Origin of the sequence: Tomitella gaofuii, assembly GCF_014126825.1 — a bacterium.
GTDB classification, from domain to species: Bacteria; Actinomycetota; Actinomycetes; order Mycobacteriales; family Mycobacteriaceae; genus Tomitella; species Tomitella gaofuii.
Window position 1 is genome coordinate 3,845,416 of sequence record NZ_CP059900.1, and the last position, 22,266, is coordinate 3,867,681.

Genomic DNA, 22,266 nt, shown 5'->3' on the forward strand with positions numbered 1-22,266 from the left:
CGCGCTGCGCCGCGTCCCGCCGGTCACGCCCCGCGGCACCCGCCCGGGCAGGACGCGGACGGGCTCGGCGACAATGCAGACATGGCAGCCGGCCGGAGCGCACGCATCCCCTACCACCAGGCGACCCGTCGCCTCCTGCGGCAGTCCGTCTTCGACTCGGTCCTCGAGCTCCAGGCGGACAAGGCCTGGTCGGCGATCACCATGACCGACATCGCCCGCACCGCCGGCGTGAGCCGCCAAACCCTCTACAACGAGTTCGGATCGCGGCACGACGTGGCGCAGCAGTACATCCTCAGGCTCGTCGACGGCTACCTGGACCAGGTGGAGACCGACATCGCAGAGCATCCCGGCGACGCACGGGCGGCGCTCGAGACGGCGTTCCGCTCGTTCTTGACGATGGCGGCGGCGGACCCGATGGTGCGCTCTGCCATCGAGGGCACGGCGTCCGACGACGTCCTGCGGCTGATGACCAGCGAGGCGGGCACGCTGCTGGCCTCGGCGAGCGAGCGGCTGGCCCGGATCTTCGCCGACTCGTGGGCGCGGTTGTCGCCCGACGACGCCCACCGGCTGGGCCGGCACCTGGTGCGCCATGCGCTGAGCTACGTCACGATCGCCCCCGGCACCGAGGAGGACCCGGCCGCCGACATGAGCCTGCTGCTCGCCCCGGCCGTGCAGGCCCTCGCCGACGACGCTGCGCGGTAGGCCCCGGCCCGCGCCCCCGCCTTCCCGCGCACGCGCCCCCCGCACTCGCCCCTGACCACTCTCCACCTTCACCGCGCTGCGCTGTCGGACCGGTCGGCTCCGCACTCATCACGCTCCCGTCCGATCGGCGGGCCGGTTCTTCATGCCCGGGACGCCGGTCGCGGCCGGGCGCATTCATCCCACTGTTCCCCAGCACCCCGAGGGAGAGGTGTCCCCATGTCCCAGTTGATCGGCCTGTACGTGTTCATGCTCAGCCCCGCGCTCGTGCCCGTCGCCGTGCATGTGTGCGGCGCGATCTCCGACGCGGTCGCCGGCGCGCGACGACGAAAACGCACCCGTCCTGCGCCGCAGGCCGCCCCCGCCGAGGGGCGCGCGCACGGTCCGCAGCGTGGTGCGATGCCGCCGCCCCGCGCTGCGCTCCCGGCACCTCGGCCGCAGTGCCGGCGGCCCGCCGAGGACCCGGCCGCGTAGCGGCACCCCACCGGCCCCGGAATCGGTCCCACCGCGGGCACCCAGCGGTGTTCCTTCCGTCACCGAACCGCCCGGCCGGTGCCCTAGCAACGCTGCGACACCCTGACCCACCTGCAGTTTCGTAGAGATTCCGGACCTTATACACCAGATCTTCAATCCGAGCAATCCCTCATGTTTGCGCACCGGGCAAAAGGGCGTAACCTGATCAGTAAGTTACTCGTCGGTAGAGTGGCTCTGCGCGCACGCGGCACTGCGCCGCGCACGCCGGGCAGTGCCGTCTACGGCGCCGAACCTCCGGCTCGACGTCGACGCGTAGCACCGACACCCGCGGACCGCAGGCCGCGGCCTGCACAGCAGAAGTCCACAACTCGACAACGACGAACACCACGCAGGACGCCTCGCCACCGGGCACCATCGGATGGACCACCACCCGACGGCCGGGACGCCTGCCAGCCGAGTCAAGGCTTGTCACGAGGAAGCGAAGACATGGGCCATTTCAAGAGCAACACCCGCGATATCGAGTTCAACCTCTTCGAGGACCTCAAAGTCCAAGAGCCGATGTCCCAGGGCGCCTGGGGCGATTTCGACGAGGACACCGCGCGCACGATGATCTCCGAGGTCGCCAAGCTGGCCGAGGGGCCGCTGGGCGAGGCGTACGCGGACGCCGACCGCAACCCGCCCACCTTCGACCCCGAAACCCACGAGGTCACGCTGCCCGAGGGCTTCAAGAAGTCCTTCCGCACCATGTGGGACGCGGAGTACTACCGCATGGGCCTGCCGGAGGAGATCGGCGGCGTCCCCGCCCCGCGCGTGCTCGGGTGGAGCCTCAACGAGATGATGCTCGGCGCACAGCCCGCCGCCTTCATGTACGCCGCGGGCCCGTCGTTCGCCGGCGTGCTGTTCCAGAACGGCACCGACGAGCAGAAGAAGTGGGCGGAGACCTGCGTCGAGCGCGGCTGGGGCGCCACCATGGTGCTCACCGAGCCGGACGCCGGCTCCGACGTGGGCGCCGGCCGCACCAAGGCCGTCCAGCAGGACGACGGCACCTGGCACATCGAGGGCGTCAAGCGGTTCATCACCTCCGCCGACTCCGACGACCTGTTCGAGAACATCTTCCACCTGGTTCTCGCCCGCCCCGAGGGCGCCGGGCCCGGGACCAAGGGCCTGAGCCTGTTCTTCGTGCCCAAGTTCCACTTCGACTTCGACAGCAATGAGATGGGCGAGCGCAACGGCGTCTTCGTCACCGGCGTCGAGCACAAGATGGGCCTGAAGGCGTCCGCCACCTGCGAGGTCACCTTCGGCGGGAACGGCGTCCCGGCCGTGGGCTGGCTCGTCGGCGAGGTCCACAACGGCATCGCGCAGATGTTCGACGTGATCGAGCACGCCCGCATGATGGTGGGCACCAAGGCCATCGGCACCCTCTCCACCGGGTACCTCAACGCGCTCGAGTACGCCAAGGAGCGCGTCCAGGGCGCCGACCTCACGCAGATGACCGACAAGACCGCGCCGCGCGTGACCATCACGCATCACCCGGACGTGCGCCGGGCGCTGATGATGCAGAAGGCCTACGCCGAGGGCATGCGCGCCGTGTACCTGTACACCGCCGCCCACCAGGACCAGGCGATGGCCGAGTTCACCTCCGGCGCCGACCTCGAGACCGCGCACCGCGTGAACGACCTGCTGCTGCCCATCGTCAAGGGTGTCGGCTCCGAGCGTGCCTACCAGTACCTGACCGACAGCCTGCAGACGCTCGGCGGGTCCGGGTTCCTGCAGGATTACCCCATCGAGCAGTACATCCGCGACGCCAAGATCGACTCGCTCTACGAGGGCACCACCGCGATCCAGGCGCAGGACTTCTTCTTCCGCAAGATCGCCCGCGACCGCGGCACGGCCCTCGGGCACGTGGCCGGCCAGATCAAGGCCTTCGTCGACTCCCCGGACGCGGACGGGCGCCTCAAGGGCGAGCGCGTGCACCTGGCCACCGCCATGGAGGACGTGCAGGGCATGGTCACCACCATGACCGGCTGGCTCATGGGCGCCCAGGAGCAGCCCGCCGAGCTCTACAAGGTGGGCCTGGCGTCGGTGCGGTTCCTCATGTCGTTCGGCGACCTGCTCGTGGGCTGGCGGCTGCTGCACCAGGCGGAGATCGCCCTCGCCGCCCTCGACGGCGACGCCGCCGACAAGGACCGCGCGTTCTACGAGGGCAAGGTGGGCGTCGCCCAGTTCTTCGCCCGCAACGTGCTGCCGGAGCTCACGGCCAACCGCAAGATCGTCGAGAACATCGACGGCGAGATCATGGAGCTCGACGAGGCGGCGTTCTGACCCGCTGACCCCCTCCGTACTGCGGCCCGGCGACATCGTCGCCGGGCCGCAGTAAGGTCTGCCATCGGCATGCGAATCCGGCCGGCCGGTTTCCCGGTCGCACGGTCCGCCGGACGCAGTCGACGAAAGGACTTCGCCGTGCCCCAGCAGCAGCCGGACTCCCCCTCAGCGCCGGATGACCCGCAGGTCGGGGCCGACCCTGGCACCACGGACGACCCCGCCCCGCCGTCCCCCGCGGCCGTCACCGCGACGGGGCTGCACGCGGCCGGCCCCGACGGGCCGGTGTTCGGTCCGCTGGACCTGCGCATCACGCGGGGCGGGTTGCACATCCTCCAGGGCCCCTCCGGGTCCGGCCGCACCACACTGCTGCTGGCCCTCGCGGGCCGGTTCACGGTGGACGGCGGCGCGGTCGACGTGCTCGGCCGCACCCGGCCGGCCGCCGTCCGCGGACTCTGCGCCATCGCTGGCTTCCGGGGGATCGACGAGCTCGACGGTTCCGTGCGGGTGCGCACCGTCGTGCACGAACAGCTCGCCTGGAACACCCCGTGGTACCGGCGCACGCCCCGGATGGACGACGAGGCTTACGCGGGCACGCTGCGCCCCGTCTTCGGCGACCTGCCGCTGCCGCCGTCCGCCACCCGCGTCGAGGACCTGGGCGAGCTGGACCGGATGCTGCTGCGGATCGCGCTGGCCATGGCGCCGGCGGGACACGACGAGCACTCCGCGCCGCAGGTGCTGTTCGTCGACGACATCGAACAGGTGCGGGCCCGGGACGAGCAGGAGCTTCTCGTCCGCCGGCTCGCCGATCTCGGCCGCCGCGCCACCGTGGTCGCCTCGGCCATCAACCCCCTTCCCGATACCGCGCCGCCGCACAGCCTCTACCCGCTGCAGTCGACGGAGCCGGACTCCCCCGACCCCCTGAAAGGCGCCTGACCCATGCTCGCCGGATTCTCGATCGGCTCCGAGCTCAAGCGATTCGGCAAGGGCCGCATGCCCAAGATCGCGCTGCTGGCCATCGTCTTCATGCCGCTGCTCTACGGCGCGCTGTACCTGTGGGCCTTCTGGAACCCGTTCAACGAGGTGGATCGGCTGCCGGTGGCCCTGGTCGACAGCGACCGCGGGGCCGTCGTCGAAGGGCAGCCGCTCCACGCGGGCAAGCAGGTGGCCGACGAGCTGCTGAGCCGCAACGACCTGGACTGGCACCTGGTCTCGCCGCAGGAGGCCCGGCAGGGCGTGGAGGACGGCGACTACTACTTCTCCGTGACGCTGCCGGAGAACTTCAGCGCCGCCGTGGGATCGCCGATGTCCGACGACCCGCGGCAGGCGACGATCGACGTGCTCTACAACGACACCAACAACTACCTGAGCACGGTGATCGGGCAGAACGCCATGAACCAGCTGCAGCTGGCGGTGAGTCAGACCATCAGCAGCCAGGCCGTGGACAAGGTGCTGATCGGGCTGCAATCGGCCGGCGACGGCCTGCAGCAGGCCGCCGACGGCGCGGGGCGGCTCGCCGACGGCGCCGCGACCCTCGACGACGGCGCAGGCGAGCTCGACGCGGGCGCGCACACGCTGTCCGAGGGCATCGACGCGGCGCAAGCGGGATCCGGCGAACTCGCCGACGGCGCGTCGCGGCTCTCGGACGGCATCGACACGGCCACCGGCGGCGTGCTGGCGCTCACCGACGGGCTGGGGCGCCTCAGCGCGGGCACCGACCAGCTGGGGGCCGGCGCCGCGCAGATCAGCGGCGGCGTCGCTCAGGTGGTGGGGCTGCTCGACCCCGTCGGGCAGGTCCAGTCCGACGCCGCCCGGCAGGTGGCGCAGGTGGCCGACCTGCTGCGCGGCAACCCCGACCCGCTCTCGCAGCAGGCCGTCGCCGCGTTGGACGGGCTGCAGCACACCCTTGCCACCCAGGGGCTGGCCCCCGCCGCCCTGGACCGGCTGCATCAGCTTCGGGACGGCGCGGCACGGCTGTCCACCGAGCTCAACGACCCGTCGTCGCAGTACCGCAGCGGGATCACCGCGCTGGTCGACGGCGGCGGTGCGCTGCGCTCCGGCCTGCAGCAGCTCTCCGCCGGCGGGCATGAGCTCGACAGCGGCGCGGCCGCACTGCACAGCGGGCTCGGCGAGCTCTCCGCCGGCGGGCACCGGCTCACCGACGGGACCACCACGCTCGCCGAGGGCACCGAGCAGCTGCGCAGCGGGTCGGCCGAACTCGCGCAGCGGCTGGGCGAGGGCGCCGAGCAGGTGCCGGACTGGAACGAGCAGCAGCGCAAGGACGTCTCGTCCACCATCGGGGCTCCCGTCGGCGTGGACGAGGACAGCGTCACCCATGCGCCCACGTTCGGCATCGGGTTCGCGCCGTTCTTCCTGTCGTTGGCGCTGTATGTGGGCGGCATCATCGTCTGGATGCTGCTGCGGCCCATCCAGCAGCGCCCACTCGCGGGCAGGCTCGGCGCGCTGCGGGTGGTGTTCGCATCGTTCTGGCCGGCGCTGTGGATCGTCGTCGCGCAGGCGGTGGTGATGTACCTGGTGGTGCGCTTCGCCCTGGACCTGAACCCCGCCTACCCCGCGGCGACCTTCGGGATGCTGTTGCTGATCGGGGCGACGTTCCTGGCCCTGATCCAGATGTTCAACGTGGTGCTGGGCACCTCGGTGGGCAGGGTGGTCACGCTCGCGTTCCTCATGCTCCAGCTCGTGTCCTCGGGCGGGGTCTACCCGGTGGAGACCACCTCGAGGCCGTTCCAATGGCTGCATCCCTTCGATCCGATGACCTACACCGTCGACGGCCTGCGCCAGGTGACTCTGGGCCACGTCGACAGCCGGCTGTGGATCTCGCTGGCGGTCCTCGCCGGGGTGTTCGTCGGCTCGCTGGCCCTGAGCGCCCTGGCGGCGCGGCGCGACCGGCGCTGGACCGTCGAGCGCCTGCACCCGCCGATCGAGGTGTGAGGGGCCCGCCGCGGGTAGGGTCGGCGCCGAGTGCACCGCAGCCGAGCAGAAGGGTGTGATCGACATGGCGCGCGTCGTCGTCTTCGGTGGCCACGGCAAGGTGGCGATGCTGCTGCATCCGCTGCTGGTCGAGCGCGGCGACGAGGTCACCGCCGTCGTGCGCAACCCCAACCACGCGGAGGAGGTGATGGCGGCGGGCGCCCAGCCCCTGGTGGCCGACGTGGAGCAGCTCGATGCCGACGCGATCGCGGAGGAGATCGGCGCGTTCGACGCCGTGGTGTGGTCCGCGGGCGCGGGCGGCGGCAACCCGGAACGCACCTACGCCGTGGACCGGGATGCGGCCGTCCGCTCGATGGACGCGGCGGTCCGTGCCGGGCTGCGCCGCTATGTGATGGTCTCCTACTTCGGTGCGGGCCCGGGGCACGGCGTCCCGTCGGACAACGGCTTCTTCCCCTACGCCGAGGCCAAGGCCGCCGCCGACGCCCACCTGCGGAGCACCGACCTGGACTGGACGATCCTGGGACCCAGCCGTCTCACCCTCGAGCCCGGCTCGGGCCGGATCGAGGCGGACGAGGGGCCGCAGTCGCGGATGCCCAAGGGCGAGGTCCCCCGCGCCGACGTGGCCGCGGTGATCACCGAGGCGCTGCACCGCGACGACACCATCCGGCGCACCGTCGAGTTCAACACGGGCCCCACCCCGATCGCCGAGGCGCTGAACCGGAGCTGACCGCCGGGCACCGCGCAGCCCGTGCTTCCTACGCCGTGTCGCATTCGCTCCGCCGCCGCGGGACCGCCGCGGCAGCGGCGAGGGCCACGGCTGCGATCCCCGTCGCGATGACGAACAGCAGCGTGTTCGCCGAGGCCGCGGCGTCGGCGACGGCGTGCACTGCAGCGTCCGGCAGCGTGCCGAGCGTCGCGGGGTCGACCGACGACGGATCGAGCATCTCCGTGCCGGGCGCGCCAGAGTCGACGATCCCGTCGGCCAGACGTCCGGTGAAGATCGATCCGAGCGTGCCCACGCCCACCGCGCCGACGAGCATGCGCAGGAACGACACCGCTCCGGTGGCCGCGCCCACCTCGCGCGGCGGTGCCGCGTTCTGCACCAGCACCACCGGCGTCTGGAAGAGCATGCCGATGCCGGCGCCCAGCACGATCATGTAGAGCATCGTCTGCCACATCGCGGTGCCCGGCCCCATCGTCGCGATCAGCGCGCAGCCGGCGGTGAGGATCCCGGTTCCGGTGAGCATCGCAGGACGGAAGCGGGACGGCGCATCGGTCCAGCGACCCACGAGCAGGGAGACGACGATCGCCGGCAGCAGCATCGGCAGCAGGAGCAGTCCGCTGTTCGCCGCCGAGCGGCCCTGCACGAGCTGCAGGAACACCGGCAGGAAGTTGATCGCCGCCATCATCACCGCGCCCATGCTCAGTGCCAGGACCGCGGCGCTCATGAGAACGGATCGATCCCGGAACAGCGCGCGTGGCAGAAACGGCTGTGCGGCACGATGTTCGACGGCCCAGGTGGCGGCGATGCCGACGGCCCCGATCCCACCGGCGATCAGCACGTGCGGCGAAGTCCACCCGTACCGCCCCACCCAGCTGCCGGCGAGCACCCACCCGGTGCCGGTGACGGTGATGGCGGCCAGCCCCAGGCTGTCGATCCTGCCGCCGGTGCGCTCTCGCGGTGTCCGCAGGAGCAGCGCCACGCCCACCATCGCAAGCGCGACGACGGGGATGTTGAGCGCGAAGATCCAGCGCCAGCCCAGGTGGTCGGTGATGATGCCGCCGATCCACGGCCCGATGATCATCGACAGCGGGGCGACCGCGCCGAACATGCTCTGATACCGAGCCCGCTTCTCGGGAGGCGCGATGTCCGCGACGGTGGCCATGAGGCTGGTGAGGGTGATCCCCGCACCGAGGCCCTGCACCGCGCGCGCCAGCAGCAACCCCGTCATCCCGCCAGCGAGCGCCGCCCACAGCGAGCCTGCCACGAACACCGCTTGGGCGGCGAGCAGGACGGCCCTGCGCCCGTACTGGTCGCCGAACCGCCCGCCCACCGCGGTGCCGACCGCCATCGTCAGCAGGTAGAGGGTGGCGATCCAGGCGAGCCGGCCGAACCCGCCGAGGTCGCCCGCGATGGTCGGCAGTGCGGTGGCGGTCACCAGCGCGTCGAGTTGCACCGGGACGAGCGCGCACAACAACGCCGCCATGACGGGGACGACCCGCACCGGCGGCGCGGCGGGGCGCCGTTCTGTGAGTTCCTGTGCCTGTCCCATCACATACTCCCTTACTTGCCGACCGGCTAGTGATTACCTGCCGACAGGTAAGCACACCGCTAGCCGGTCGTCAAGTAAGATCGAGGGCCACGCAGGCACGCACGGAGTGCAACGGGACGGGAACGGAGGCCGAGGTGCCAGGCAGACGCACGGGAACGCGGCAACGGATCGTCGACACATCCATGCGGATGTTCGTCGAGCAGGGCTACGACGGGACGTCGCTACGGGAGATCGCCGAGGCCCTCGAGGTCACCAAGGCCGCGCTCTACTACCATTTCCGCACCAAGGAGGAGATCGTCGAGGAGGCCTTCGGTGCGCACGAGCACCGCCTCGACGAGCTGATGCGCTGGCTGGAGACGACCGGCCCGTCCGCCGACCGCGATGCGGAACTCCTCGACCGGATCGACGCGCTCTTCTCCGGCGAATCGGGACTGGTCATGCGGTTCGGTCAGGTGAACCGTGCGGTGATGTTCCGGGAGAGCTTCGGCGCCCGGCACCTGGAGCTGATGTCCCGACTGATCGGCACGCTCACCCGCGACGCCCCGGGAGTGGAGGGGCGGCTGCGTTCGATCCTCGCCTTCGGCGCGGTGGTGCTCGCCGCGACGGGGCCGTCGGACGACGAGGCCTTCGAGCTCGGCGGCACCGCCGACGAGCGGCGGGCCGCAGGGCGCCGGGTGGCCGGCGAACTGCTCGCCGGCCTCCGCTGACCGCTTCTGCCGGCTCCGCCGACTATGTGCAGGTGACGATGGGCGACGGGTCGTACACCGTCGTCTCCGTGCTGCGCGAGATCTCCGCGCCCGTTGCCGCGCTGCGGATGATGCGGGTGTCGGAGGTGGTGAAGCCGGGAGCACCGGACGACGGGGAGCAGTCCTCCCCGCTGAGCGTGATGCGCTCGGGGTCGGTGTAGTTCCAGCGCCCGCCGTTGACCGATTCGACCTCCACCGTCTTGGTGCCCCAGATGCGCACGGTCACCGAGTCCGAGTCGCCGGATGCCTGGATGAGCACGCCGGTGGACGACGGGTTGGTGAACTTGAGGTCGATGGCCCCCTCGTACACCGTGGCCTCGCGGCCCGCGGGGTAGCGCGAGATGTAGTAGCTGTGCTCCTGGTGGCCGGCGTCCTGCATGCCCGCGAAGTAGGCCGCGTTGAACAGCGTGGTGGCGAACTGGCTGATGCCGCCGCCCACGGCCTGATCGGCGTGCCCGTTGAGGATGATGCCCGACTCGACGTACCCCTGGGCGGTGCCGCGCGTGCCGGTGTAGCCGTTGAGGGAGAAGGTCTCGCCCGGCAGCACCACGGCGCCGTCGACCTCCTGGGCCACGCGCCGGATGTTCACCCCCGAGGCATAGCTGAAGCCGCTGGTCGTGAACTCGGCGATCACCTCGTCGATGCCCAGCCCCTCGGCCTCCTCGGTGGTCAGGTCCGGATGATCGTCCACGTAGACGGCGGCCAGTGCACGATCGTCGTCGAACAGCCCGCGCCAGTCGTGCAGCGTGGCGCCCCAGTCGATGTCGCGTCCGTCCTGCGAGGGCACCACCTCCGGCCCGGACGAGCCCAGGCGCACGGTGGCGTCTTGTGCGGGGGTGACCGTGCCGGCGAGCTGCTCGCCGAACACCCGCTGCGCCGCCTCCGCGTCGAACCGGGGCACCAGTGCGCCCTCGTCGTCCAGCTCGATGCGGACGATCTCGCCGATCCGCTCGGGCGGCAACACCGCCTCGGCACCCTCCCCGGTCACCGTGACGGGTCCGGCCACGGCCGAGCGGGCGAAGCCGTCGAGCACGGCCTGCACGTCGGACCGGCCGGTTTGCGGCTGCTCCACCTGCACAGGGAGCACCACCGCGCCGCCGTCCGCCCACTGCTCGACGAGCGTGTCGGCCGCCGCCGGGGCGTCGAGCCGCTGCCCCGTCTGCGGCCACGTCGGCACCGCCTCGCCACCCTCGAAGGCCACGGTGCCCTCGACGACGGGGCGGTCGACCTGCTCTGCGATCCCGGCGACCGCCGCCGCGAGCGCGTCCTGGTCCACCTGGCCGACGACGGGCACGTCGCGGGTGGTGAACAGCGACGTCAAGCGGGTCCACGGATTCAGCGATCCGGTGCCCGCGGCGGCGACGCTGGCCTCCGCGTCGATGCCGAGCCCCGCGTCGGCGGGGACGAGCTCGATGGTGGCGTCGCCCGCCTGCACGGTCACCGGGTGGGAGCCGCCCGCCTCAGCGCGGGCGCGCACGCGCTCGGCGGCCTCGTCCGGCGCGAGCCCGCCCACCTCCACCCCGGCGATCCGCACGCCGCGCGGCACCTCGCCGGAGGTCATCGCCACGTCGATCCCGAAGGCGACCGCGGCGAGGGCGACAAGGCCGCCGACCGCGGCGAGGGCGATGCGCAGGCGACTCCGTCCGCTGCCGGCAGGCCCGCCGCCGGAGGTATCGGAGTCGCCCGCGAGGGGCCCGGTAGCCGGATCCTGCTCGCCGGTCATCGTGCTCCTTCAGTCGGTCGTCGGCACGGATGGGGGTTTCCGGCCGGGGACGCCCCTCATCATGATCGAAGGTGAATACGGATGCTTCAACCGGCCCCGCGTGCGGAGCCCGTCACGATCGGGACGCCGGGCCTGGCCGCGGCCGTCCGCGGCGCCTGCGCCCAGGGTAACGGGGAGGCACGGCCCGGGTGCGCGAGTAGGCCGCGTGAGCCCGTCGGTCGGGGTTGACGGGATCACGCGGCCGTCCTGTGTGTCGGCCATGGGGCGTACCGCGTTACACGCCCGCGCGATGCGGGTGCGCCGATCGGGCCAAGTCCGCATAGGAGGTCGATCGTCCCAGTATCATGTGCGCATGGGGATCGAGGAGGACAGCCGCGCAGCCATCCTCGACGCGATCCTGAGCGGCATGACGGACGTTCTCTCAGGCGGAACGGAAGCGGGCCGCGGCCCCTCCGCATTCCTCGTCACCGGCAGCGGCGGTTCCGGCAAGACGCACCTGCTCCACGTTCTGGCAGGGCTCGCCGAGCAGCCGGAGGTGGACCTGCGCTTCGCATCCGGCGAACCGGCCTCCACCGGCCGCCCGGGGTCGGTGCTCGCGCAGTTGTTCCCCGAGCTGGAGGCGCCCGACGACCGCGCCTACGGCGGCCAGGCCGCGCACTCGGGCGCACCGCCAGGACCGATCCGGCACGCCCTCGCACTGGTCGCCGCGCTCGCACGCGAGCGTCCGCTGGCCGTGCTGCTGGACGACGCGCACCTGGCCGACAGCCTCTCGCTGTCCGTGCTCAACAGGCTCGCGGGCGCCTACGCCGACGTGCGCCCGGCCATGGTGATCGCCCGGCGCGGCATCCCCACGCGCGGAGCATTGACCATGCTGGCCGGGGCGCCGAGCGTCCGCGAGATCACCCTGGCGCCGCTCACGGACGACGAGGTCCTCGGGCTCGCGCGGGGCCGCCTCGGCGCGCCGCCCGGCCCCACGCTCGCCGCCGCGCTGCTGCAGACCGGCGGCAACCCCGCGCACGCACACCGGATCCTCGACTGGGCGCGGTTCCGTGAGCGCCTGCACCCCGTGCCCGGCAGCGACGCCGTCGACGCGCGGCTGGACCACGGCGAGATGGTCGAGATCCTCTCACGCAGCGTCGAAACCCAGCTCAGCCTGTTGGACCCGGACGCATTGCAGACCGTCCGCCTGGTCGCGGTGTGGAACAAGGCGGTCACCGCCGCGGAGATCGGCCGGGCCCGCCGCCAGCACCCCAGCGAGTTCGTCGGCGGCATCGACGCGGCCGTGGGCGCCGGGATCCTCGTGTGGGAGGGCGAACACATCCGATTCGGATCGCGGATCGCCGCGGAGGCCGTGCGGGCGGGGCTGGAACCGCCCATCCGCGCGCTCATGCTCGCCGCGGTGGGCGCGGCCGGCGACAGCCGCCCCGCCGCGGACGAGGCTTCCCCGATCCTGCAGGTCCAGACGAGTCTGCAGATCGGCGCCCAGCTGCCGCGGCCCCCGCGCCCGCAGCCCGGCACCGTCACCACGCCGACCGACCTTCCCACGGTGCTGGCCAGAGTCACCATGCTCTCGGACTCCGGGCGGCTGTACGAGGCCTACGAGCTGGCCGAACGGGCCCTTCCGGCGCATACCGAACCGACGGAACGGTTGACGCTGCTGTTCTCGATGCTGTCCTTCGCGACGCTCGGCGCCCGCGTCGAAAGGGCCCGCACCGTGCTGCGCGCGATGCACGAGGAGCCGCTGCCCCGGGAGTCGGCGATCTGGCTGGCCGAGATCGAGACGTGGCTGGGCGCCATGACCGGCTCCCCGCCACGGGGCGGCACGCTCACGGCGCTCGCGGAGATCGACGACGCCCCGCCGGGGCTCACCGGCTACCGCACCGCCCGCGCCATCGGGCTCACCCTGGCCGGCGACTGCGTGGGCGCGTTGGAGCTGCTCGACGCGGTACTCGACTCGAACGCCTCCAATCAGAGCTGGCTGGGCGCGGACAGCCCCGAATCCGCCGCATGGCCGCTGTGGGTGACGCGCTTCGCCTACGGGCCGTCCTACACGCTCACCCGCGCGCCGGTGGACAGTGTCCGCGACAACCGCCTGGTCAATCGGTGGCTGGGCCCGTTCCGCCAGAGCGTCATCGCCGAGGCGCACATGGCGTGCGGCGAGCTCGACATCGCCTCGATGCTCCTCGACGACGCCCTGGCCGAAGCCCAACGCATCGAGTCCGGGTGGATGTCGACGGCCGTGGCCGACAGGGCCCTGATCGACGTGCACCGCGGCGCCGCCCCCGCGGCCCTCGCCCTCCTCGCCCGGTGGCGCGAGGGCGGATTTCCCGACCGGTTCGGGCTGCGCGACGTCGACGTCGCCGACGCCGAGGCGCGCCTGGCCCTGGGCGAGCGTGCCGTCGCCGCCGACCTGGCCCGGCGGACCTGGGCCGCGGCGCAGGCCGACGGCCACGGTGCATGGATGGTGCGCCAGGCCCCGCTGCTGATCCGGCAGGCCCGGCTCGCCGGAGACGACGACCTGGTCGACGTCATCGCGGCCGGCACCGCCGCGCTCATGCCCGGATTCGACGCGCCCGCCCTGCGCGGGCCCGGCACGCTCGTCGCCGCCGTTGCGGCACGCGATCCGGTCGGCGCCGAGCGGGCGGCCGCCGAGTTCCAGTCGACGGGCGACCAGCTGGGCGAGCTCGCAGCGCTCGAGGAGGCCGCGTGCCTCGCCGCCACGCACGACGACGCCGCCACCCTCGCCCGCACCGAGCGGGCCGCGGCGCTGGCCGTCCGGATCGGGTCCGTCGCCACCGGGCACAGGCTCCACATGCGTCTGCGGAAGCACGGCGTGGAGTTCGAAGGGGCCGGCGGCTCCTGGGCGGGGCGGCCGGGAACGGACGATCCTGGGCGTGCCGCGGGAGCGCCCGCAGCACCGGGGACCGGCAGCCTCACCCGCGCCGAGAACCGCGTCTCCCGGCTGGTGGCGCAGGGCATGACCAGCCCCCAGATCGCCGAACGGCTCGGCATCTCACCGCGCACCGTCCAGACGCACATCTCGCATGTGCTCACCAAGCTGGGGCTCAGTACCCGCGCCGAGATCGCCGCGCTCATCTCCAGCGAGCGGCGCTGAAGCCGGTGGCCGGCCCGCGCCGCCGCCTCACCGCCGGAGGAGCCGCCGGAAGCCAGCCCGCCCGAGCCCGTGCCGCCGGCCTTCCCTGCCCGGCACCGCGGCCGAGAGCGACGCCACCGCGGAGGCTTCCGCCGGATCGACGATCTTGCTGCGCACGCGGCCTTCGCCGGCCCCACGGGTCCGCTCGGCGGCGTCGATGGCCTGCCAGCCGTCGCGGTCGATGACGTCGGGTCGGCGGCTGCGCACCACGGCGTCGAACCGCGCCGCGTCCATCCGCGGCCGGGGCAACCGCCCGGCGTTGTAGTCGTCCACGAGGCGCCCCACGGTTTCACGGGCGCACGACTTGTTGGTGCCGATGAACCCGCTGGGCCCGCGCTTCGCCCACCCCGTCACGTAGGTGCCGGGAACCGCGTCCGGCCGCGCGCCGGGGCCGGCGCCCGCGGTGCCGCCGGCGGGCACGTCGCCCGGCGGGGAGGTGAGCACCCGCCCCTCGTCGTTGGGGATCGTCCCGGTGGCGTCGTCGAACGGCACGCCGGGCACCGGAGTGCCGCGGTAGCCGATGGACGTCAGCACCAGCCCCGCCGCCAACGTGGTCGACTCGCCTGTCGGCTCCACGCGGTCGGTGTCGTCCCGGAATCTGTTGCGCGCGAACTCGATTCCACAGACGCGCCCGCCGTCGCCCGCGAGGATGCGGTCCGGCGAGAGCAGATACCGCATCGAGATGCGCCGGCGCGCACCGGCCGCCGCCAACCCCAGATTGTCCAGCAGTGCCAGTTTGTGCCGTACCGCGTGCGACAGCGTGTCGTCGTCCAACCCGGACCTGGTGGCGGCGTCGAGCGCACGGTCGTCGTGGCCGTCGGGCTCGGCCGGGCCCACGGCCACGTCGACGCCCGGCGTGCGGATGAGGCCGGCGAACTCCGGCACGGTGAACGCCGACTGTCCCGCACCGCGTCGGCCCACGATCACGACCTCTTCGATCCCGCTGCCGCGCAAGGCCTCCAGCGCTGCATCCGAGATGTCGGTGGCCGCGAGCGCGTCGGGGTCCGCGGTGAGGATGCGTGCCACGTCGAGGGCCACGTTGCCGTTGCCGATGATGACCGCGCGTCGCCCGCTGAGGTCGTAGGCGTCGTCGGCGTGATCGGGGTCGCCGTTGTACCAGGCGACGAAGTCGGTGGCGGATGCGACGCCGGGCAGGTCCTCTCCCGGCACGCCCAACCGTCGATCCGACGACGCCCCCACCGCGTAGATCACCGCGTGGTGCGACTGCAGCAGCTCGTCGTGGGTCACGTCCTCGCCGACCGACACCCCCAGGTAGTAGCGGAACCCGTCCTGCGCGGAGATCGCGTCGAACAGGCCCGTCACCCGCTTGGTGTTCTGGTGGTCGGGGGCGACGCCGCGGCGCACCAGGCCGTGCGGCACCGGCAGCCGGTCGAACACGTCCACCTGGACGCCCGGCTGGGTGAGCAGCTCGTCGGCCGCGTACATCGCCGACGGGCCGGAGCCGACGATCGCCACCCGCAGCGGGCCGTCGCCCCGCTGCACTGCCGACGCGGCGGGCATCACCGGCGCCAGCACCGGCCGCTCCCGCTGCTCCCGGTAGAAGTCGGCGTTGATCTGCGTGAACATCCGCTCGTCGTCGCCCAGCTTCGACTCCGGAACGATCGCGTCCACGGGGCAGGCGCTGACGCAGGCCCCGCAGTCGACGCACGCCTGCGGGTCGATGTGCAGCATCTCCGCTGTGAGGAAGTCCGGCTCGTCGGGAGTCGGGTGGATGCAGTTGACCGGGCAGGCGTACACGCACGACGCGTCGCTGCAACAGGGCTGCGTGATCACATGAGGCACGGCGATCGTTCCGTTCCGGCCAGGGTCGCTACGCTGCTCCGGCCATGGGATGAGGGTGGGCGGGCCCGCTCAGCGGTGCGGCTCGCTGCGGAAACGGGAAGCGCGGCCATCGATCCGGCAGGCCTTCCACAGCAGCTTCGACGCCGGGTTCATCAGACCCGCGTTGCGGGCGAGCATGCGCACATCGCCGAAGTAGCCGGACAACTCGGCGCGCGCCGCATCGCTGTCCCAGAACAGCTCCTTGCGCACCGACTTCGGCACGTCGAAGGTATCCCAGAACTCCTTGGGCGGCACCACGATCGCATCGCACAGGATCCGCATGATCACCGGCATGGCCAGCGACGCGGCGAACCTGCGGGCGCGGGACAGGCGCGGCGCGCGGCGCTCGATGAACTCGTGCGCGAAGGAGATGTGCCGGGCCTCCTCGGCCACGTGGATCGACATCACGGACTTCATCACCGGGTGGATGTCGCCGTCCTCGCGCAGGATCCGCTTCTGCAGGTGGTCGATGGGCTCCTCGCCGGCGAGCACGCCCATGAAGAAGATCAGCGGCAGCGCCGAGCCCGCCAGCGGCAGCAGCTGGCCGACGCCGCGGAGCAGTCGGTTCATGCCCGGGACGTCCATCCCGATGCGGTTGACCATCTCCTGGAACATCAGCGTGTGATTGCACTCCTCGATGCATTCGTGGGTGCAGTACCGCGCCTCCGCCGAGCCGTTGGGCTGCACGAAAACGTACTGGACCATGCCGCGGATGAGGATGTTCTCGAACTGCAGGCCCACCTTGGCCACGTTCGCCTGCCGCCACATGCCGATGGCGATCTGCTTCTCCTTCGGCTGCGCCAGGTACCACGGGTGGCTGCCGATCGGGTCCGTCTCGCGCTGCAGGATCCAGCGCTCGTCGCCCGGGACGACGGCGAACTCCGGCGAATCCCAGTCGATGTCCCGATACGGCTGGAAGTTCTTGTTGACCGATCCCTCCGAGAGCAGACGCAGGCGCTCATCGTAGGCGGCGTCCTGGGCGGCCACCGCATCGCCGGCGGCGTGCTCGAGAAGTGCGTGCTCGGCCGCGGCGTCGGTGCGCGAATCTGCCGTGATGGTCATGGTGGTGCCTCCCGCTCCGTCATGGGTGACGATGGTGTTGCAGTGTCGTTACTGTAACCAGGAGTTCTACCAATGCGCAATGGCACGGTGGGGGCGGCCGACGCCGCCGGTGCCAGGTTTCGTCGTCGTGCCGGCCCCCACCGACTGTCGGAGCGCCCCCGCCCGCCGCGCGCCGATCGGCACGACACGCCGGGTCGGCGCGCGGCGGGCGGGGGATCGGCGCGCCGCGGGCGGAGAGCCCTCGCAGACGGGCGGGGTCAGCCCTCCAGGATCATCGTCACGCCCTGGCCGCCGGCCGCGCAGATGGAGATGAGGCCGCGGGCGGGCCGCTCGTCCTGCCGGGACTTCTCGGCGAGCATCTTCGCCAGCGTCGCGACGATGCGCGCACCGGTGGCCGCGAACGGGTGCCCCGCCGCCAGCGACGAGCCGTTGACGTTGAGCTTCGACCGGTCGAGTGCGCCGAACGCTCCCGCCAGCCCCAGCCGCTGCGTGCAGTACTCCTCGGACTCCCAGGCGGCGAGGGTGCACAGCACCTGCGACGCGAACGCCTCGTGGATCTCGAAGAAGTCGAAGTCGTCGAGGGTGAGCCCGTTGCGCTCGAGCAGCCGCGGCACCGCGTAGGTGGGCGCCATGAGCAGTCCGTCGGGCGTGCGGCCGTCGTGGCCGTGCACGAAATCGACCGCGGCGGTCTCGGAGTCGACGATGTAGGCCAGCGGCTCGAGCCCCCGCTCCGCGGCCCAGTCCTCGCTGGCCAGCAGGGCGGTGGACGCGCCGTCGGTCAGGGGCGTCGAGTTGCCGGCGGTCATCGTCGCTTCGTCGGCGTGCGGGCCCTTGGCACCGAAGACCGGCGTGAGCTTGGCCAGCTTCTCCACGCTCGAGTCGGGCCGCAGGTTGTCGTCGCGGGTCAATCCCAGGAACGGGGTGACCAGGTCGTCGAAGAATCCGCGGTCGTAGGCCGCCGCCATGCGCTGGTGGCTCTGCGCTGCCAGCTCGTCCTGCGCCTCGCGGGTGATGCCGAACTCGCGGGCGGTGATGGCCTGGTGGTCGCCCATCGACAGGCCGGTGCGCGGCTCGCCGTTGCGCGGGATCTCCAGGCTCAGCATCCCGGGACGCGCGCTGCCCAGCAGCTTGATGCGGTCGGTCATGGACTTGGCCCTGTTGAGCTCCAGCAGGAACTCGCGCAGGTCGTCGCCCACGCCGATGGGCGCGTCGGAGGTGGTGTCCGTGCCGCCGCCGACGCCGGCCTCGATGCGGCCGGCCGCAATGGCGTCGCCCACCGCGATGAGCGCCTGGAGGCCGGTGCCGCACGCCTGCTGCAGGTCGAACGCCGGGGTGTAGGGGCTCAGGTGGCTGCCCAGCACGGATTCGCGGATCAGGTTGAAGTCGCGGCTGTGCTTGAGCACCGCGCCGCCCGCGACCATGCCCAGGCGCTCGCCCTGCAGGTTGTAGCGGCTGACCAGCCCCTCGAGCGCCGCGGTGAACATGTCCTGGTTGGACGCGTGCGCATACTTGCGGTCCGAGCGGGCGAACGGGATGCGGTTGCCGCCCAGGACCGCCACCCGGCGCGGCGCGCCTCCGCCGGAACGGCCCGGTCCGGACTTCGCCGCGGACTCGGCCTTCGCGGAGGTTCCGGATGCCTGATGCTTCGGGGCCGCCCCGGCGGCAGGCTTCGCGCCGGCCGGCGCGGCAGCGGCTTTGGCGGCGGCCTTGGCGGCGGGCTTGGCCTTGGCTGGCGCAGGCTTGGCCGCTGCGGGCCTGGCGGGACCGGGCTTCCTGCCCGTGGACGGGCCGCCCTTGCCGGGGGCAGACTGGGCGGGGGTGGAGTCGGGATTCGTAGGCACGCGGTTCTCCCAGCGGTCGGAAAGATGTTGTCGTTCTCTATGACGTATTCTTACCCAAGAGTAAGATGCTGTCGACACCGAGGCTCTGCCCGCCGGGTCCGGGAACGGGGCCGAGCGGCGCGCCTCACCGCCGGGGCGGGCATGCCCTGCACGGCGTACATGAACACAGGACCACCGGGCCCGCGGCGCACCGTCCGGGCGGCCGGCCGACATAGAAGGTGACTCGTGGCAAACACTGACCTGTACTCCACTCTGGTGAACTCCGGTCCCGGATCATTCCTGGCGGACAAGGTGGGGCTCCCGCAGCCGGAGGCCCTCCGCCGCTACCAGAAGGGTAAGCCCGCGCTGCCCGGGCCGGTGAAGATCGGCGGGGCCGGGCGCCTCGCGGACCCGCTGCGCGCGCTGCTCGGCGACTACGACCTGGCGCAGGACGCGCAGAAGTACGGCGCCCTCGTCTTCGACGCCACGGGTATCACTTCCGTCACCGAGCTGTCCCAGCTGTTCGAGTTCTTCCAGCCGGAGATGCGTCGCCTGCTGCCGTGCGCCCGCGTCGTCGTCGTCGGCACCACGCCGGAGCTCACCTCGGGTGACGAGCACATCGCGCAGCGCGCCCTCGAGGGCTTCACCCGGTCGGTGGCCAAGGAGCTGCGCCGCGGCGCCACCTGCCAGCTCGTCTACACCTCCCCCCAGGCCAAGGCCGCGCACTCCGGGCTCGAGTCCACCCTGCGCTTCCTGCTGTCCGGCAAGTCCGCGTACGTCGACGGCCAGGTCATCCGCGTCAACGACACCGACGCCGCCGCCCCGGCCGACTGGGACGCTCCCCTGGCGGGCACCGTCGCCGTGGTCACCGGCGCGGCGCGCGGCATCGGGGCCACCATCGCCGAGGTGCTCGCGCGCGACGGCGCACACGTGATCTGCGCGGACATCCCCGCCGCGGGCGAGGGCCTGTCCACGACCGCCAACAAGGTCGGCGGCACGGCCCTCGCGGTCGACGTCACCGCGGACGACGCCGCCGACACGATCGCCGAGGCCGTCACGAAGCAGGGCGGAAAGCTCGACATCCTCGTCAACAATGCCGGGATCACCCGCGACAAGCTGCTGGCCAACATGGACGCCGCCCGCTGGAACGCGGTGCTGAACGTCAACCTGCTCGCCCCGCAGAAGCTCACCGAGAAGCTCGTGGACCTCGGCGTGCTGGGCACCGGCGGCCGCGTCGTGGACGTCTCGTCCATCGCGGGCATCGCGGGCAACCGCGGCCAGACCAACTACGGCACCTCCAAGGCCGGCGTCATCGGCCTGGTCGACACGCACTCCGACGCATACGCCGGGCAGGGCATCACCATCAACGCCGTGGCCCCCGGCTTCATCGAAACCGACATGACCGCGGCCATCCCGTTCGCCACCCGCGAGGTGGGCCGCCGGATGAACGCCATGCAGCAGGGCGGGCAGACCGTCGACGTCGCCGAGGCCGTCGCCTACTTCGCCAGCCCCGCCTCCGCCGCGGTGACCGGCAACGTGGTGCGCGTGTGCGGCCAGAGCCTGCTGGGGGCGTGAGCCGTGGCCACCACTGAGCGTCTGGGCGGGCAGCCCGGCATGCTGGCCTCGTACGGCAAGGCGGCGCTGGGCATGCTGCCGTTGCCCGGCGGCGGGCACGGCGCGCTGCCCCAGCGCACCTACGAGCTGGCCGGCTACCGCGTGGACCCCGACCACCTGGCCGCCTACGCGCGGGTGTGCGGACTGCGGCTGACCGACACCCTGCCGCTCACCTACGGGTTCGTGCTCACGTTCCCCTCGGTGATGAAGCTGATGACGGCGCGGGACTTCCCGCTGCCGGCGGTCGGCATGGTGCATGTGGGCAACAGAATCGAGCAGCTGCGCCCGGTGTCGGTGTCCGAGCCGCTGGACCTGCGCGTCCACGCCGAGGGACTGGGCCCGCACCGCAAGGGCACCCAGGTGCAGCTGGTCAGCGAGATTAGCGCGGGCGGCGCCCCGGCGTGGCGGCAGACCAGCACGTTCCTCAAGGTCGGCGGCGGCTCCGGCGCAGGGTCCGGCGGCGACTCGTCCCGGCGCCCCGCGCAGCATGACGCCGAGCCGGAGGCCCCGGGCACGCCCACCACCACGCTGCACGCGGACCAGAAGACCATCAGCCGCTACGCCGCCGTGTCCGGCGACCGCAACCCCATCCACGTCTCGTCGCTGGGAGCCAAGGCCTTCGGGTTCCCGCGCACCATCGCGCACGGCATGTGGAGCGCGGCCGCGGCCCTCGGCGCGCTGGAGGGCCGCATTCCGGAGCACGCGGTGTACGACGTGCGCTTCGGCAAGCCGATGGTGTTGCCGGCCCGGGCCGCGGAGTACGTGCAGCGGACCGGTGAGGGCTGGGAGCTGGCGCTGCGTCACCCGAAGAAGCAGTACCCGTTCCTCACCGCCCCCCTCGGCGAAGGCTGACGAGGCACGGCCGGCCCGCTACGCAGAGCGCCCCGCCGCCGTGCACTGCACGGGGGCGGGGCGCTCTGCGTAGCGGCGTCCTACTCCTTCTTCCTGCCCGCCAGGCCGCGCCATGCCAGCCCGGTGACGATCGCGATCGCATTCTCCACGTCGATGTCCGACTCGACCAGGCGGTTGGCCACCGCCTCGCCCGCGCCGACGAGGGCCACGGCCATGAGCTCGAACTCGGCGTCGTCGTGCTCCTCGGTGGTACCGGCCTTGAGCAGGCCCGCCGTCAGCTCCACCAGCTTGGCGCGGTTCGCGTTGATCTCGTCGGCGAAGGTCCCCGACGACGCCGCCTCGCGCACCATCACCCGCCAGGCGTTGCGGTGCTCGCCGACGAACTCCAGCACCGCGCGCAGCGTGAACTCGAGCGTCTCGCGCGGGCCCTCCGCGGGCTCGGCCCGCTCGGCGATGGCGGCGATGAACCGCTTGCTCTCGCGGTCCAGGCACGCTTCGAACAGCTCCTCCTTGGAGCCGTAGTACAGGTACAGCATCGGCTTGGAGATCTGCGCGTCCTTGGCGATCGCGTCCATGGACGTGCCGTAGTAGCCGTGCTCCGCCAGCACCGCGATGGCCGAGTCCAGCATCTGCTGCTCACGCACGGCCCGCGGCAGTCGTTTCGCTCGCGTGCCCATCCCGCTCCTCACCACATCCGTCACAAAGGCCCCGATTCAACTTACTTCACGGTAGGAAT

16 protein-coding genes are annotated in these 22,266 nt (G+C 72.2%); 10 read left to right on the plus strand and 6 right to left on the minus strand.

The window, feature by feature from the left end; translation table 11 throughout:
* Positions 1 to 81: 81 nt before the first annotated feature.
* The 6 genes from H4F70_RS17850 (at position 82) to H4F70_RS17875 (ending at position 7,171) form a co-directional block, all read left to right on the plus strand.
* Entirely contained in the window at positions 82 to 702 is a 621-nt protein-coding gene (locus H4F70_RS17850; RefSeq protein WP_182358187.1) for a TetR/AcrR family transcriptional regulator, read from the plus strand.
* A 216-nt stretch (positions 703 to 918) separates the two neighbouring features.
* Complete coding sequence (locus H4F70_RS17855) at positions 919 to 1,173, plus strand: hypothetical protein (RefSeq protein WP_182358188.1); 255 nt, start codon at positions 919 to 921, stop codon at positions 1,171 to 1,173.
* A gap of 486 nt (positions 1,174 to 1,659) precedes the next feature.
* Positions 1,660 to 3,495, plus strand: coding sequence for an acyl-CoA dehydrogenase family protein (locus H4F70_RS17860; RefSeq protein WP_182346458.1), 1,836 nt, complete (start codon positions 1,660 to 1,662; stop codon positions 3,493 to 3,495).
* A 138-nt stretch (positions 3,496 to 3,633) separates the two neighbouring features.
* Entirely contained in the window at positions 3,634 to 4,428 is a 795-nt protein-coding gene (locus tag H4F70_RS17865; RefSeq protein ID WP_182358189.1) for an ATP-binding cassette domain-containing protein, read from the plus strand.
* Between the two features lie 3 nt (positions 4,429 to 4,431).
* A complete protein-coding gene (locus H4F70_RS17870) occupies positions 4,432 to 6,444 on the plus strand; it encodes a YhgE/Pip domain-containing protein (RefSeq protein WP_182358190.1) in 2,013 nt (670 codons plus the stop codon).
* Between the two features lie 64 nt (positions 6,445 to 6,508).
* The gene (locus H4F70_RS17875) at positions 6,509 to 7,171 is read left to right on the plus strand and encodes an SDR family oxidoreductase (protein ID WP_182360506.1); all 663 of its coding nucleotides are present in this window, start codon (positions 6,509 to 6,511) and stop codon (positions 7,169 to 7,171) included.
* Between the two features lie 28 nt (positions 7,172 to 7,199).
* Here H4F70_RS17875 and H4F70_RS17880 read toward each other — a convergent pair whose 3' ends face one another.
* A complete protein-coding gene (locus tag H4F70_RS17880; protein ID WP_182358191.1) occupies positions 7,200 to 8,717 on the minus strand; it encodes an MFS transporter in 1,518 nt (505 codons plus the stop codon).
* 134 nt (positions 8,718 to 8,851) lie between these two features.
* Between H4F70_RS17880 and H4F70_RS17885 the strand changes: the two genes are divergently transcribed.
* A complete protein-coding gene (locus H4F70_RS17885) occupies positions 8,852 to 9,424 on the plus strand; it encodes a TetR/AcrR family transcriptional regulator (RefSeq protein WP_220471732.1) in 573 nt (190 codons plus the stop codon).
* 22 nt (positions 9,425 to 9,446) lie between these two features.
* Here the strand turns inward: H4F70_RS17885 and H4F70_RS17890 are convergent, their stop codons facing one another.
* Complete coding sequence (locus H4F70_RS17890; protein WP_182358192.1) at positions 9,447 to 11,186, minus strand: VanW family protein; 1,740 nt, start codon at positions 11,184 to 11,186, stop codon at positions 9,447 to 9,449.
* Between the two features lie 352 nt (positions 11,187 to 11,538).
* On the opposite strand from H4F70_RS17890, the gene H4F70_RS17895 reads away from it, so the two are divergent.
* Positions 11,539 to 14,301 carry a helix-turn-helix transcriptional regulator gene (locus H4F70_RS17895; RefSeq protein ID WP_182358193.1) on the plus strand — a complete coding sequence of 921 codons (2,763 nt, stop codon included), beginning with the start codon at positions 11,539 to 11,541 and terminating at the stop codon, positions 14,299 to 14,301.
* A gap of 27 nt (positions 14,302 to 14,328) precedes the next feature.
* Here the strand turns inward: H4F70_RS17895 and H4F70_RS17900 are convergent, their stop codons facing one another.
* The 3 genes from H4F70_RS17900 to H4F70_RS17910 all read right to left on the minus strand — a co-directional run bounded on the left by H4F70_RS17900 (position 14,329) and on the right by H4F70_RS17910 (position 18,803).
* Positions 14,329 to 16,143, minus strand: a complete 1,815-nt coding sequence (locus H4F70_RS17900; protein WP_182358194.1) for an FAD-dependent oxidoreductase — start codon at positions 16,141 to 16,143, stop codon at positions 14,329 to 14,331.
* 69 nt (positions 16,144 to 16,212) lie between these two features.
* Complete coding sequence (locus tag H4F70_RS17905) at positions 16,213 to 17,244, minus strand: AurF N-oxygenase family protein (RefSeq protein ID WP_182346451.1); 1,032 nt, start codon at positions 17,242 to 17,244, stop codon at positions 16,213 to 16,215.
* 257 nt (positions 17,245 to 17,501) lie between these two features.
* The gene (locus H4F70_RS17910) at positions 17,502 to 18,803 is read right to left on the minus strand and encodes an acetyl-CoA C-acetyltransferase (protein WP_182360507.1); all 1,302 of its coding nucleotides are present in this window, start codon (positions 18,801 to 18,803) and stop codon (positions 17,502 to 17,504) included.
* A 507-nt stretch (positions 18,804 to 19,310) separates the two neighbouring features.
* Between H4F70_RS17910 and H4F70_RS17915 the strand changes: the two genes are divergently transcribed.
* Together H4F70_RS17915 and H4F70_RS17920 are read left to right on the plus strand one after the other, a co-directional pair.
* On the plus strand, positions 19,311 to 20,639 hold the full coding sequence (locus H4F70_RS17915; RefSeq protein WP_182358195.1) for a 3-oxoacyl-ACP reductase: 1,329 nt from the start codon (positions 19,311 to 19,313) through the stop codon (positions 20,637 to 20,639).
* A 39-nt stretch (positions 20,640 to 20,678) separates the two neighbouring features.
* Entirely contained in the window at positions 20,679 to 21,530 is an 852-nt protein-coding gene (locus H4F70_RS17920) for a MaoC family dehydratase (RefSeq protein WP_182360508.1), read from the plus strand.
* A gap of 80 nt (positions 21,531 to 21,610) precedes the next feature.
* On the opposite strand, the gene H4F70_RS17925 is transcribed toward H4F70_RS17920, so the two are convergent.
* Positions 21,611 to 22,207, minus strand: coding sequence for a TetR/AcrR family transcriptional regulator (locus H4F70_RS17925; RefSeq protein WP_182346449.1), 597 nt, complete (start codon positions 22,205 to 22,207; stop codon positions 21,611 to 21,613).
* Positions 22,208 to 22,266: the final 59 nt, after the last annotated feature.

What these genes read in the sequence shown, in the direction of transcription:
- H4F70_RS17870 (WP_182358190.1), top strand. Translation starts at nt 4,432, where the DNA reads ATGCTCGCCGGATTCTCGATCGGCTCCGAGCTCAAGCGATTCGGCAAG.
- H4F70_RS17855 (WP_182358188.1), top strand. Translation starts at nt 919, where the DNA reads ATGTCCCAGTTGATCGGCCTGTACGTGTTCATGCTCAGCCCCGCGCTC.
- H4F70_RS17850 (WP_182358187.1), top strand. Translation starts at nt 82, where the DNA reads ATGGCAGCCGGCCGGAGCGCACGCATCCCCTACCACCAGGCGACCCGT.
- H4F70_RS17875 (WP_182360506.1), top strand. Translation starts at nt 6,509, where the DNA reads ATGGCGCGCGTCGTCGTCTTCGGTGGCCACGGCAAGGTGGCGATGCTG.
- H4F70_RS17920 (WP_182360508.1), top strand. Translation starts at nt 20,679, where the DNA reads ATGCTGGCCTCGTACGGCAAGGCGGCGCTGGGCATGCTGCCGTTGCCC.
- H4F70_RS17880 (WP_182358191.1), bottom strand. Translation starts at nt 8,717, where the DNA reads ATGGGACAGGCACAGGAACTCACAGAACGGCGCCCCGCCGCGCCGCCG.
- H4F70_RS17890 (WP_182358192.1), bottom strand. Translation starts at nt 11,186, where the DNA reads ATGACCGGCGAGCAGGATCCGGCTACCGGGCCCCTCGCGGGCGACTCC.
- H4F70_RS17895 (WP_182358193.1), top strand. Translation starts at nt 11,539, where the DNA reads ATGGGGATCGAGGAGGACAGCCGCGCAGCCATCCTCGACGCGATCCTG.
- H4F70_RS17925 (WP_182346449.1), bottom strand. Translation starts at nt 22,207, where the DNA reads ATGGGCACGCGAGCGAAACGACTGCCGCGGGCCGTGCGTGAGCAGCAG.
- H4F70_RS17860 (WP_182346458.1), top strand. Translation starts at nt 1,660, where the DNA reads ATGGGCCATTTCAAGAGCAACACCCGCGATATCGAGTTCAACCTCTTC.
- H4F70_RS17905 (WP_182346451.1), bottom strand. Translation starts at nt 17,244, where the DNA reads ATGACCATCACGGCAGATTCGCGCACCGACGCCGCGGCCGAGCACGCA.